This is a genomic window from Glaciecola sp. XM2 (assembly GCF_018595715.1).
Classification (GTDB): domain Bacteria; phylum Pseudomonadota; class Gammaproteobacteria; order Enterobacterales; family Alteromonadaceae; genus Glaciecola.
On the sequence record NZ_JAHEOJ010000028.1, the window covers coordinates 193,882 to 207,627 of the forward strand.

General features: G+C 43.8%; 12 protein-coding genes. 4 read left to right on the forward strand and 8 right to left on the reverse strand.

Annotation, left to right across the window (positions count from 1 at the left end):
• Positions 1-102: 102 nt before the first annotated feature.
• From KJ365_RS16305 to KJ365_RS16320, 4 genes are read right to left on the reverse strand one after another with little or no spacing between them, the layout of a single operon-like run.
• The gene (locus tag KJ365_RS16305) at positions 103-1,368 is read right to left on the reverse strand and encodes an O-antigen ligase family protein (RefSeq protein ID WP_214452737.1); all 1,266 of its coding nucleotides are present in this window, start codon (positions 1,366-1,368) and stop codon (positions 103-105) included.
• Positions 1,365-2,477, reverse strand: coding sequence for a glycosyltransferase (locus tag KJ365_RS16310; RefSeq protein ID WP_214452738.1), 1,113 nt, complete (start codon positions 2,475-2,477; stop codon positions 1,365-1,367). The genes KJ365_RS16305 and KJ365_RS16310 overlap by 4 nt, the downstream gene beginning before the upstream one ends.
• Positions 2,477-3,565 carry a glycosyltransferase gene (locus KJ365_RS16315; RefSeq protein WP_214452739.1) on the reverse strand — a complete coding sequence of 363 codons (1,089 nt, stop codon included), beginning with the start codon at positions 3,563-3,565 and terminating at the stop codon, positions 2,477-2,479. The genes KJ365_RS16310 and KJ365_RS16315 overlap by 1 nt, the downstream gene beginning before the upstream one ends.
• A gap of 8 nt (positions 3,566-3,573) precedes the next feature.
• Positions 3,574-4,338, reverse strand: coding sequence for a WecB/TagA/CpsF family glycosyltransferase (locus KJ365_RS16320; protein ID WP_214452740.1), 765 nt, complete (start codon positions 4,336-4,338; stop codon positions 3,574-3,576).
• Positions 4,339-4,606: 268 nt separating this feature from the next.
• Here KJ365_RS16320 and KJ365_RS16325 point away from each other — a divergent pair, with 268 nt between their 5' ends.
• The 4 genes from KJ365_RS16325 to KJ365_RS16340 all read left to right on the forward strand — a co-directional run bounded on the left by KJ365_RS16325 (position 4,607) and on the right by KJ365_RS16340 (position 9,441).
• Entirely contained in the window at positions 4,607-5,221 is a 615-nt protein-coding gene (locus tag KJ365_RS16325) for a transglutaminase-like cysteine peptidase (protein WP_250884294.1), read from the forward strand.
• A gap of 51 nt (positions 5,222-5,272) precedes the next feature.
• A complete protein-coding gene (locus KJ365_RS16330) occupies positions 5,273-7,222 on the forward strand; it encodes a bifunctional diguanylate cyclase/phosphodiesterase (RefSeq protein ID WP_214452741.1) in 1,950 nt (649 codons plus the stop codon).
• 114 nt (positions 7,223-7,336) lie between these two features.
• A complete protein-coding gene (locus KJ365_RS16335; protein WP_214452742.1) occupies positions 7,337-7,933 on the forward strand; it encodes a hypothetical protein in 597 nt (198 codons plus the stop codon).
• A 65-nt stretch (positions 7,934-7,998) separates the two neighbouring features.
• Positions 7,999-9,441, forward strand: coding sequence for an O-antigen ligase family protein (locus tag KJ365_RS16340; RefSeq protein WP_250884295.1), 1,443 nt, complete (start codon positions 7,999-8,001; stop codon positions 9,439-9,441).
• 19 nt (positions 9,442-9,460) lie between these two features.
• Here KJ365_RS16340 and KJ365_RS16345 read toward each other — a convergent pair whose 3' ends face one another.
• The 4 genes from KJ365_RS16345 to KJ365_RS16360 are packed head-to-tail and all read right to left on the reverse strand — an operon-like array spanning position 9,461 to position 13,739.
• A complete protein-coding gene (locus KJ365_RS16345) occupies positions 9,461-10,180 on the reverse strand; it encodes a VpsP family polysaccharide biosynthesis protein (RefSeq protein ID WP_214452743.1) in 720 nt (239 codons plus the stop codon).
• 5 nt (positions 10,181-10,185) lie between these two features.
• Positions 10,186-10,914 (reverse strand): tyrosine-protein phosphatase, encoded by a 729-nt coding sequence (locus tag KJ365_RS16350; RefSeq protein ID WP_214452744.1) that lies wholly within the window; start codon positions 10,912-10,914, stop codon positions 10,186-10,188.
• The gene (locus tag KJ365_RS16355) at positions 10,911-13,160 is read right to left on the reverse strand and encodes a GumC family protein (protein ID WP_214452745.1); all 2,250 of its coding nucleotides are present in this window, start codon (positions 13,158-13,160) and stop codon (positions 10,911-10,913) included. The genes KJ365_RS16350 and KJ365_RS16355 overlap by 4 nt, the downstream gene beginning before the upstream one ends.
• 18 nt (positions 13,161-13,178) lie before the next feature.
• Positions 13,179-13,739, reverse strand: coding sequence for a polysaccharide biosynthesis/export family protein (locus KJ365_RS16360; protein ID WP_250884296.1), 561 nt, complete (start codon positions 13,737-13,739; stop codon positions 13,179-13,181).
• Positions 13,740-13,746 lie beyond the last annotated feature (7 nt).

The window sequence follows — 13,746 nt, forward strand, 5'->3', positions numbered from 1 at the left end:
TTACGCCTGTTGTGATTTCACATCAACATAAATGCATTTTCATCCACATCTCACACGATGCCGAGTAAAAGGATAGGCACAAGATGTTACAAATTAGAGCTTTTACGGTCGATAAGTATCATGGCGCAAAGTGTTTTTTTTCAACGCCGAGGCAGCCACAAAGAAAGCAACTGAGAAAATAAACATATCAAAACTATTATGATTGAGAACAATGAAGCCAATATAGTTAATGACCGCTTGTGCCGCGCACATCGCTAATACCAGCTCAGCACAGTCGTATTTATTTTCACCGTTGACGTAATTCTTTAATGCATACTTGATAAAGACAACCAATAAGGTAACCAGCAGGGCAAAACCGATTACTCCGCCATTAAGCATCGCCTCCAAATACCCACTGTGAGCATTCCCGATAAACCCCCACCTTTCTACAAAATCAGCAACATATCCACTTGCCCAAAAGGAACCAAATCCATATCCAAATATCGGTTTATCTTCGATATATGGCAAAATCAACTCCCATATGATCGTCCGGTCCGTTAAATTTGCATCTCGTCCTAACAGACTAAGCAAGTACTCATAAAGTATGCTGACGATGACAGTTGCTACGGCCAGCAGTATGAAAACAAGCATAAGACGTCTGAAGTTATAATGCTTATTATTGCTCCTAAAGATTCGAAACAGGATGACTAAGCCACACCCCATCGTTGCTAATATAATCGCCGAGGCGGATTGTGATACGGTCAAAGCAAAAACAAGTATAGATAGCCCTACAATGTCGGTCTTTGTTCGATACTTTTGCAAGCCAACAAATAGAATTAGGCCATATGCGTACACTCGCGCTGCCGCGTTTTTATCTTGAAAAATTCCTCGTAAGCCAGCGTCGCGGTCACCTAATCCAAATGCAATTTGTTGCCCCGACAAAACTTGATACATGAATCCGAAGATAACTGCTGCAACAATGGCATTGGAAATCACATTGAACAACGACTTCGCGGTAAATGTGTTGGCAAGTACAAAGCACACCAACACAAGGGTAGAAAAGCCAACAATCCGCCTAAAGCTTACGAAAGGTGTTGCCGACCACATGAGTGAAAGGCTAAAAAAACCTATCAGAGCAATCCAAATCCACCCTTGTGACAAAAACTGCCTTATGTTTAATCTCGCGCTCTTTAAAAGGAAAAATAGAGACATAAGTAAAAGAGATAATGCCACTAATTGATTTACAAGATTCCCAGCCGCAGCCCCTTCAAAATCACCTTGAGCACCGCCGAACCCCATCAACGTGCCCAAAAACCGTATAAATCCTGCGTAAAAGCCGATTGATAATAGAAGATAAACCCACAAAAGCTGTTTGTTTTGAATAATCATGATGCGCGAGTCAGTAAAGATTTGTAGGTTTGTGCGGATTTTTGAGCTGTAAAGCGCAACACATCAGGCGCATAGTCTGGCGGGTTTGTAGCATTGGTATGTTCGTTAAGGCATTTGATAAGCGCATGGAGCAAGCTATCTGTATTTAAATGTTCAACAAGATAACCCACTTTGCCGTTTTGTAAAATCTCCCTTGCACCACTTGGGCAGTCAAACGCAACTACGGGCGTGTTGACCGACATAGCCTCAACCAGTGCATTAGGACTGCCTTCAAAACGCGAAGATAGCACATATACATCGGCACTTTTGAGCTCAGCAATGGGGTTGCTCGTGTAACCTGCTAAAGACACATCATCACAAATACCAAGAGAATCGATTTGCGATTGAAGGCTTGCTCTTAGTTCACCTTCACCAAAAATAATCAAACGACTAGGCACTTGTTTGTTTAACTGCGAAAAGACGTCAATCAATAAATCAAAGCCTTTTTGATGACTTAATCTACCCACCGCAACGAGCACAGGTTTATCCTTTTTCTGCAACCAAGGATGATAAGCAGGTTGCTCAGCGGCCTGTTTGGTTTCATTCGTAATAACAGGGTTGGGAGCAATCACTACGTCGCGCCCCCTGACAGCGGTCGTTGACACTAAGTCATCTGCAACCCCTTTTGATACGCAAATCACCGGGTTAGGAAGAAAACGATAAACCCAAGGAGCAATCTTGTATGCAAATCGCATAAAACGATTGCTGTTGACTCGCTTATCCAACGAAAACGTGTTGCGCTCGCTCACACTTAGCTTTTTAGACCAGCCAAGGCTAGCACAACAAAAAGCGGTAATGACGTTTATATGCGTAAGCGCAGATAGCACTGCATCTGGCTTAAGCGCCTTTAACATTTTGCGTAGCGGAAAAAAAGCGTGCAAAGTACGATGACAATTCAGCTCAACCAACGTCACGCTATCATCTACAAAAGCAAGGTTTTCACCACCAGATGAAATCAATATGATGCTTATATCGTCTCCCTCTAGCGCCATCTGATTAGCAAGGCGAACCATCATCTTTTCAGCCCCCCCTCCCCTCAGATCGTGAACCACTATGCATATTTTTGTCATTATCGAATACCGCTCACGCGCAAATATTCTTTCACTACGCTGTCAAATTCAAATGGCTTTACATACTTGGCCAGTGACGTTTGTGGAAGCTGTGAGTATTTGCTGATCGCAAGCGCTAACTCATCCGTGTTTAAGTACTCAACAAGCTCACCATTTTCCCCCGATACGATTATTTCAGAAGGACCTGTCGGACAATCAAAGGCAATGACCGGAACATCTAATGCTAAAGATTCGATGAGCACAGTCGGCATCCCTTCATATCTAGAAGAAAGCACCAGGCTCGTGGCGCCCTTAATCAATGGATAAGGATTATTAACAAACCCTGCCAGCACTACATTATTTTCGAGCCCAGATTGGATGACTTGCGCTTGAAGTGCACCTTTGTCTTCACCATCACCTACAATGAGCAAGGTGGGTATAGTGCTATCAATTTCGAGTGCTTTTGCATACGCATCGACTAACAAATCAAAGCCTTTTTGCGTTGCTAAACGACCCACCGCAATTAGGTAGGGCTTCTCAATAACGATACTAGGCTGTTCTTTTGAGAGTGAGTACATGCTTTCGCTTACCACCGCATTAGGGATGTAATGTGCGCTGCGAGAGGCAAATAATAGACTGGCGTTTATTTGAGACTGTAAGCACTTAGAAACCGCAACAATTTCGCCATTTAGCGCATACAAAGAATAGAGGGCTCTTAAAATACGAGCAGGGACACGTTGTTCTTCTACTTCAAAAGCACAGTGTCGCGTGTAAACGACCTTGAGCTTAGGAGAGGTAAGCTTGATCAAAAATGCTAAAAAGTTTGCTTGCTCAGTGGCTGAAATGATCACTTTGATGTCTTGTTGGATAATCAGTCTTTTAATGTCGCGCTTCCAACGCACAAAACCGCTACCCTCAGGACAGCTGGTCGCATTGAAATGCATCTTTAAGTTAACAAAGCCACATTCATCTTCGCCACTGCTTTTCATAACGTAAAAATAACTCTCTACGCCATGCTGCGCAAATGAGGTCGCCAAATTTTTATGTACTCTCTCAATACCCCCACTCTGATGGAAGTATTTGTGTAAAAACAGTACGTTTGATTTCATTGACACAATTACCTTAAAAACTTGTGCTTCAAAACACAGTAGATGCTGTGTGGGTTACTTATCAGGTAGCGCCAAAACAACCTTTTAGGGTCGCTATACAGCCGATGTAGCCACTCTAACCCAGCCCGCTGCATCCATAATGGTGCTCGAGGGTAATCGCCAGTGATGTAGTTGTAGCATCCCCCGCAGGAAATGATCACTGCCACGTTAAGCTTGTCTTTATTGGCTATGACCCATTCTTGTTCAAGGGGCTTTCCTAAACCTACCCATAATATATCGGGCTTTGAAGCATTGATACTTGCGATAACCTCGTCAGAATACGCTTTGTCAAAATAGCCGTGATGTGTACCAACAACATTCACATTTTTATATTGCTTAGTGAGAATATCAGCACACTTTTCAACAACCTCGGTGCTACCGCCTAATAAATAGTGTTTTTTGACCAACTCACTGTGTTGCGGGATATCATGAATTAGATCCGTCGTCGCGCTACGCTCAGGAATATTTCTACCGCGCACCCATTTTGACATCGCCACAACGCTTTGACCGTCTGCATGAATAATATCGGCTTGCGACAGCGTTTGCATGAAACCGCTATCGGTATTAGCAAGAGAAATACCATGCCCGTTGGAGTCAAAAATCACACATGGGGTGTCGGCGTTTGAAGCGAAATTACTAATATACGCTTCAATTATCGCAACTAATTGCTGTCTCGTAACACATGCTGTTTTCAGGCCACCCACATCAGTATGCACTACATCGTTCAATTTCATAGAAAGCGTTTTACCCTAATTCACACGTACGCTATGTGCATAAATAGTATGCGCTAGATGATAACAAATTTCTCACGGTGAAGATGCAAAATCATTGGCTTATGAACTTAGTATGTTCAGGCACCTGTCTACAAAATTAGCTTCACTAATGTAAATCAATAAATTAAGGTTTAACGCTAAAAGCGCGATGATATAGATCAGGTTTTTTGTTTTTTGGTAGTAATCGTAAGTGTTGTCGCGTCAGCAATTTTTGTTGAGCTTAACTATATTGAGTCTATTATTTTCGCAAGCTATTGTATTTGCTGATATAAAATTTAATGACCAAGTATTTAAAGCTGTTTCTATGCGCTATAATGAAAGCGCAGAGGCACGAGTGCGTGAATGGCAACAAGTACTAATCGAACATCAAAATGCTAAAGTTGATGAGCAACTTTATGAAATTAATCGATTTTTTAACGAAATTGAGTTTGTTGACGATATAAAGCATTGGGGGGTGGCTGATTATTGGGCGACGCCTTTAGAGTTTTTAGGAACAAATGGGGGTGATTGCGAGGACTTTACCATTGCAAAGTATTTTTCTCTGAGAGAATTAGGCATTCCAGCAGAAAAACTTCGTTTAATGTATGTTACCGCAACAAGGCCAAGGCAAGCGCATATGGTTTTGGCCTATTACGAAACGCCCGATTCGGTACCGCTGGTACTAGATAATCTCGACAAGCGCATATTACCAGCATCTCAGCGCCGTGATTTGATTCCCATATATAGCTTTAACGGGAATGGATTGTGGCTAGCAAGAGAACAAGGCAGAGGAAGACAGATGCAAAGCAAAAGCAACAACGCCTTGTGGCAAGATGTGAATGAGCGTATGCGCAAAGGCTATTAATGAGCAGACAAATGTTATGTAAGATCAACGGATCACGGAGGAACAAACAAGATGTCGCTATCTAAACAACTCGGTTTAGGGTTTTTCTTTGTGTTGACATTGGTGTTTATTGGCACCTTATGGATGAATACACAAAACACTCGAAGCTTTTTAGAAAGTCAACTCACCTCGCACGCACAAGATACCGCGACGTCATTGGGCTTATCCATCACTCCCTATATCGGAAATGAAGACGACCTAGCCATTATCGAAACGATGATTAATGCTATTTACGATCGCGGCTTTTACGCATCGATTGAACTGCACGACACTCAGGGAAATGTGCTGATAGAACGCTCGCAATCGACACGAGAAAGCAATATTCCAGAATGGTTTGTACAGGCATTTCGTATTGTGGCGCCAGTGACAACATCAGAAGTAAACGATGGATGGACAATAAAAGGCAGCCTTAAAGTTATTGGCAATCCAAGCGCTGGATATGAGCAGCTATGGCAAAATGCAGTGCAGAGCCTATTAGTCACCGCGGTCGCGTTTATCATTGCACTATTTTTTACCTGGTTTTTGGTCAAAAAAGTTATTTCACAGCCCATCAACCGGGTTATTGCGCAGGCCGATGCTATCAGTCGCAAGCAATTTGAAAAAATTGAAGACATCCCGACCACAAAAGAGCTTTATGATTTTGTGAGAGCCATCAATGGCATGTCAGAAAAACTGTTTCTCATGTTTAGAAAGCTCAGCAACCAATCAGAAGAATATCGACGCTTTGCATACGCTGATTTAGTCACCGGTGTGGGTAATAGACGCGCATTTGAACTTGCCATCACCCAGCTTCTCAATGATAAAAACAATAATGCCGAGGGGTTTTTGTTTCTCGTGCGGGCGGCTAGCTTAAAACACATTCATACAGAACTAGGCGGTGATGCTGGCGACAGGTATTTGAAATCGGTTTGCCAAGCGATGAAAGAAGCAGCCTCAGCGGAATATGATCATTTCTCTATATTTCGTGTCAACGGCGGCGATTTTGCCCTGATCATCGAAAACTTAAAAACAAGTCATGCCAAAGCGATGGCGAAATTACTCGCAATTTACACAAAACGTTTAGAAAAAACCGAGCATCAATCTGGTGTAGCCTTCATTGCCGGCACTCAGTTCAATACTAATGATGAATTCAAATCGTTGATGGAACGCGCGGATGCGGCTTTACTGCTAGCAACGCAATCTCAACAGCGCTGGGCAGTGTCTGACCATGAAGAGCAGGGCCAGTCCAACGAAATGTGGCGTGAACGTATATCGCAAATTTTAAAGTTAGGTAATGCTGACTTTGTGGCGCAATCCATTTTAGGTCAAGACGGCAGGCTGATATACAACGAGTGGTTTGCGCGTATTCATGATGTCACCACCAATGAAACCGTACCGATGGCGCAACTTATACCAGCTTCAATTAGGCTCGACAATGCCCAAGATATTGATAAGTTGATCATTCAGAACGTATTGATGAACGCTTCCGACACCAAACAAAAAGTAGGATTAAATATCAGCAGAATATCGCTGTTTGATGCCAATTTTGTTGCTTGGTTTTTGGATAAATTAAGCGTGTATCGCTCGACCTGCCCCTATTTAGTGCTCGAAATCCCTGAGCGCGCACTCGTGCACGATATCGAATCGCTTGTAGAATTGACCAAAACGCTCAAATCCTATGGTGTAGAGATTTGTGTGGAACATTTTGGGGCTCAACTTGCAGGTGTAACTCATATGAGACGCCTGATGCCCGACTACCTTAAAATAGATGGGCGCTTCACTAGAGGTATTGAAGACCACCCTGACAATCAACTGTTCGTGAAGTCACTTATTCACATTGCAAACGGTCTTGATATCAAGGTGCTTGCTGAAATGATTGAAACCCAGTACGAGCAGGCATGGCTAATGCAGGCGGGTGTTGACGGCTTACAAGGCTATTTCATTTCAGGTCCAAAAAACCTGCTTACCCTAAGCGAAGACTAGCGTGTATTGGCGTTTCTTTGTTTGACTAAATGATAAGTTGATTAACGATTGAACAGAACGTAAAATACTAAACAATCGCGACGAAGTTTTGCTCGCGGAAAATTAGGAACGTTGATGAAAATCTTACGCATTGTTTATTCGATATCAATTATGTTGTTTTGCTTTAACGCTACTGTGGCGGCGCAAACGGCAACTTTATACGGCGACGAAACTCAGCCGGGCAATCGACTCCATGACCAAGTTGTGATTTTAATGGCACAAGGCATGGATGAGCGCAGCGCAATTGCGCAAGCCATCGATGATGCACTTCAAGAGGAATCAACTATCTTAGGCGGCGAAGCAAAATCCGCAGTCGCTTTTGATGAACCTCACGCTAACTTTTTCTATGACGAGATGGTGCAGGCAAACAGCCTAATAGAAGTCATTAAGATACTGACCGAAGCAAACAATGATAAAGCCGTGCATACGGTAACTTTGGGTACTGTACTCTATCCAGATTACGCGCAGGATGTGTTTGATGGCGCAGCACTTGCCGGCGTGATGTCTCCTGAAGATATTTTAGTAGCAGTAATTCAAGCCGGTGCAGACCCATCAACAGTGTCTGATGCGCCAGCAGGTGGTATCACACCGACAATTACAATTCCTCCGCTAGGCCCTGGTGTTGGTGGCGGCGGCGGCGGTGGTGGCGACACAACTGCATCCACTAACTAATTAATGAAAAGCTCCTCTCAAGGAGCTTTTTTACAATCACCGATGCATGGACGCGTTGGACAACCTTGAAAAAGAAATGGCCAGTGACTTCTACCTCTCACAATCAGTTTACTGAGCACAACACCTCGTTTTACTTGTTTTTAAGTATCTTATTTTTATTACCCATCCCGTTGGGGGCCAACCGACCTTGGGCATGGAGCTTGTTTGAGCTTGCGATATTCGGCTTAACTTTATACACCACTTTTCGCATGCGCGGCCACAAAGACTTAGGCGCCAGTCACTACATGAACATGCTGGTTTTGTGGATTGGATTCATTCTTGTTTCATGCCTGCAAATCATTCCCTTACCTTTGGACATTGTCAGTCAACTTTCTCCGCACTCTGCCCAACTCTATTCACTTGCCAATGCCTCGCAGTTTTACCTCTCTACGGATGTTGGGCAAAGCATTATCAGCTTAATAAAACTGCTAAGCCTGCTGTGTTTAATGATATTGACTTTCCAACTGGTCAATACCGAACAGCGAATACGTCAGTTGTTAATGGTAATGGTCGCTAGTGGCACCTTTCAGGCCTTATATGGCTCTGTTGAGGTTCTGCTTGGATTAGAGACAAGCATTATATTTGGTTTTGAAGTAGACCAAAGAGCCACCGGTAGCTTTGTATATCACAATCATTATGCGAACTTTTTAATGCTTTGTTTAGCGGCAGGCGTAGGACTGATTGTTACCTCATTAGAAAAAGATAAACACCTTTCTCCAAAAGACCGTTTTCGCTCTATTGCAACAGGGTTACTGGGCAGTAAAACTATCATACGCATCTGCTTGGCGGTAATGGTAATCGGCTTAGTGATGTCTAGATCACGCATGGGAAATGCCGCATTTTTTATATCAGTTGCCGTAGTTGGGTTCATCGCTGTACTACTAATAAAAAACCGCTCTCGAGGTCTTCTAGTGTTTGTTGCGAGCATGTTTGTTATCGACTTGTTTATTGTAAGCGCCTATTTTGGGCTCGAACAAGTGAAAGAGCGGTTAACACAGACGAGTTTAACTAGCGAGACGCGCGACGAAGTCGTTCAAGATGCGGCGAGAATCCTTCAGGACTTCCCTCTTTTTGGCTCTGGCGGTGGTAGCTTCTACAGTATATTCCCGCAGTATCAGCGCCAAGATGTTTTTGCATTTTATGACCATGCGCATAATGATTATTTGCAGTTTGCTATTGAGTACGGACTGATTGGCTTCTTTATCTTGGTATTAATATTTTCGTTTGCGTTATACAAAGCATTGCGAGCTATGTATCGCCGTCGAAACTCTATTTTCAAAGGAACCGCATTTGCTGTTGCCATGGCGCTGCTAGGCATGGGGATTCATATGACGGTAGACTTTCCGCTACAAGCGTATGCCAACGCAGCCTACTTTACTGTATTTATAGCATTAGCCATGATCATAAATAGTTTAAAATTGAGGACGGTTAAGAAGTCTTCATCGCGCACAAGTAGCCCGCGACGTTAATAAGCCATTCGCGCCTAGGCTACTGGCAGTCCAACACATTATTGTAAACAAAGGTCTCTTTTACTTGCGCCCACATGCACGCTGTGCGCATAGTATCGGTTCGCTCAATTGTCGCTAGCACTGTATCGCGACTGTTGGGATTGCGTAAACCGCTTAATACTCGAGTCTGCGTTTTATCTCGAATCTTTCTGTAAAACGGGTGATTTGCTTGGTAAAGAGTCAGGCCAAGTTGTGAAAACAATATGTGTACTTCATGTTTTTGCGGGCCTAACTGGTGTGCGTGTTGCAGATACTCGAGCATTTGTTCGTCAAATTCATTTAGACGCCACTTAATCATCGCCAGCGACGCCCACGTTACTGGCCATGCAGGGCGCATGCGTGTCGCTCTTAAGTAATCCTCTTTGGCTATTTGTAAATGTGCCGGTGCCTCAAAACCAGTAACCACTCCCCACTCTGCGACTTGGCCCGAAAGGTCGGCATATAATGGGTGTGTTGGGTGAAAATATTCAGCGGAAGCAATCGAGCTTCTAGCGCTTTTGTACCGTTGTTCCGTTTGGTTAGTGCCCTTTGCTTGCCATTCTTCTAGAGTGTTTCTCACCGAATAATAATCTAAAGAAGCATAGCCAAAACGAAATGCATGAAAGGCCCCAATTGTCGCAATTAGGAGGACAAACAATGTTAGCATCTGCTTTTTTGTTGCATGCTTTTTTAGCCACTGAAACAGGTTTATACGAGTCATCAGCATTAGCGCCACTGCGTATTTTCAGTAATCTGAGCGGGTACTGTGTGCAATAAAGTGTTGGCAACCACCTCGCCTTTGTCTTTACTGATGCAATCAAAAGCGGCTTTCATTTCGTTTGGGCGCTTGTGCAGATTATGCATATCTGAGGCTACATAGGAGATAAGTTTATCCTCAAGCATTTGCCAAACACATTGCTTAACAGATTCAGAAAAAGTGCCCGAAAATGCGCCGGCTGTAGCCTGAAACATTACGCCTAAACGCTTTAACCAAATAGCCTTTTCATAATGCGCCAATACATCTCGGTTGCGTTCAGGATGGGGAATAACAACCTGAATATCACGTTTTGTCAGCCAGCGAACCAAACTATCTACGCCTACTGGAATATGGCTGTGAGGTAGCTCTAACAACAATACCCTTTTACCTTGAAAATGCCCTAAAAAAGGCAATGCGTTACTGGTGATTTTTTCTGGAACTTCGATGCCTAAACGCACTTCACATGCGTAGCTTAGTTTCAAAGGGATATCGTGTTGGTGCACCGCATTAACGGTAGCCACAAAGCTTTTTTCAATGGTGGTTAGGGTATTGTCGAAGGTGCCAGGGTGAATGTGCGGTGTGCAAACCATGTGCGTTACGCCCTGCTCGCTAGCCTGTTTGGCGAGCGCTATGCTTTCTTCTAATGTACGCGCACCATCATCAATACCGGCAAGAATATGGCTGTGTAAATCTATCAACTGGTTTTATCATCAGCTTGGTAGCTATTATACCCATATTGGTCGTAGTAACCGGAGTATTCACCCGTACGCTGCGCCTTTTTAAGGTCAACCTGATTAAGGACCACACCATCTATGCGATGGCCTATTTCAACAAAACGGCTTAAGCCATTGTTGATAATTTTATCACTCGTGCTATCAGCCTTAACCACATAAATTAAAGAGTCACATTGCTTTGACACAACAATGGCATCGCTGACCGCTTGGGTCGGCGCGCTGTCAACCACTATATAATCGTATTTATCTCTTAAGGTCTGCATCAGCTCTGCAAACTTTTGCGACGCAAGCAACTCTTGAGGATTAGGGGGAAGCGTACCTGCACTTAATATATCAACCTTAGACTGTTGGTCACAAACAATGCATTCTTCAAGGCTGTGACTGCCCGATATCACATTCGCCAATCCTGGCTGGAAGCCGGGCAATTCGAACAATCTTCCAAGGGAGGGCTTACGTAAATCAGTATCTAACAGCAAGACTTTACTCAATTGGCCAAGGGCAAATGCCAAATTCACCGAGACCGTGCTTTTTCCCTCTTTCGGCACGCTAGATGTCACTAAAATGGTTTGCGATGGTTTATCGATATTTAGTAGTTGCAGGCTCGTTCTTAGCGTCCTTACAGACTCACTAAAAATATGATGATTCGGGTCAAAGAAATGTCGCAAAGAAAGGTTTTCATGCTTTTTGTGCGCCTGCCACGGTATTAATCCAAGCATGCGCTGAGATAGCTTGCGTTCAACGTCATCTGTTGACCTAATCCCACGACTTAACGCCTCTAGCGAAAGGGCTAAGAATACGCCTAAGCCAGTGCTTAAAAACATTGCCGCTGCGATGATTAACAATTTGTTCGGCTTCGCCGGTGCAATGGGTGGAACAGCCGAATCAAGCACGCGTGCATTTGCAGACTCAAAACCACCAAGTTGGTCTGTTTCCTTTAGTCGGGTGAAAAAGCTATCATACAATTGCTGATTAATATCCACATCACGCTGCAACGTTCTCCTTGTGCTTTCGAGGCTAGACAGCTTCCTAAATTCTGCTTTTGCTTCCTCGACTTCTCGACGTAAGGCTCGCACTTTAGTTTGTGTGGTGCGGTACTCATTGGTGATACCGGATACTAGATTTGCGATCTGCTGACTTAAGCTACCCTGAATAGAGCTAAGCTCTGCATTTGCAGCAATCATCACCGGATGCTTAGGGCCATATACCTCACGAAGTTCAGACACTTTACTCTGCGCAATGACCTCCTCTCGTTTCACCGATTGGATAGATGGATGATTCAGCACCTCTGGTACGCTAGAAAGCTCATTTATGCTGGCGCCCTGACGATTTACCTGGTCATAAATTGATTGGCTGCGCTGCAAGGCCACTTCCGCATCTAAAAGTTGGTCGCTTAATTGCTGTAACTCTTCTGAGGCCAAACCAACCACACCGTCAATGTCGACCAGTTGTTCTTGCTCATAAAAATCCGCTAGTTTACCTTCGGCTTCGCTGAGTTTCGTGCGCAAGCCTTGTAAACTGTTGTTTAGCCACGCGGTAGCTTTCTCCGTCATTTCAAGCTTTGCTTCTAGATAGCTCTCAATGTAAATGTCGGCAACGGTGTTTGCGATATCAGCACTCAGTTTGGCATCAGGGGTTTCGATAAACACCTCAACGACTTGTGTATTTTTAACCGGAACAACCCTTGTGTTTTGCAGAAGTAAGGTGGTCGCGAAAGCTTTATTTGCCAACAAAATATCGTCTTCACTTGGAGAGATTGTGGGCGTTTGAGGCAAAAAGGGTAGCGCTGATTTAAGCGTGAGTTTAAGCTCGTCCATAAAGGAGTCAAATGCACCTTTATTAGCCTCAAACACATCCCTATTGAACATCGGGTGCTCATGCAACTGCATGCGCTCTACAACACGCTGCGCAATTTGCCTGGAGCGCAAAATCTCGTACTGAGTTTCAAAGTATTCTTTGCGGCTAGAGTCAATCCCGTAAACCTCTTCAATTGACAATACGTTGGCTTGTTCTGACTCTATAAGTAAAGTGACTTTAGCACTATAAATGGGCGTCAACGATAAAACGATTAAGCTCACAAGAAGCGTTAAAAATATAGCAAGTCCAGCAATGCGCCAAAAATAACGTTTGATGGTTTGCAGATACTGCCCAAAATCAATGATATCGGAATCAAACAGCTTTGCTTCTAGTTTATCGTTTTGTGTATTTACCATTTATGTGTAAGGTTCCAATTAGAAAAAGCGCTGTTTAATCGTAACTATATCGCCGGGCATAACAATCTCACCAGCTTCCACTTCTAAGGTGACTTCTTCTCCGGTCAAATTGCGCCGTATTGATACCACACTCTTAGAAGCGCGTTCGGTATATCCGCCTGCCAGTGCTGCGGCACGCTCTACAGTCAAACCGGGCTGATATGGATAACCCCCAGGCCTATTAACCTCACCATCAATGAAAAAGGGGCGGTACTCGATAACGGTCACCGAAACAGAAGGGTCAATTAAATAGTCACCACGAAGACCCTTATCTATGAGTAACTCAACCTCATTGACTGATTGACCTATGAGGCGTATATCTCCTAAAAAAGGGTATCTGATGACGCCGATATTAGATAAACGCGTTTCTACCGTGAGGTCTTCTTGTCCGAAAACAGTGATACGAATAATGTCGCCGGCGCCTAAGGTATATTCGCCGGCTATAGGTGCTGGGGTCGGGGTTTGCGCCGTTACTGAGTTAACTAAACCTAATGTAAGCAGTACAAAACTCATCAATAAACATTTCGAGCTACGTCTCATTTATGCT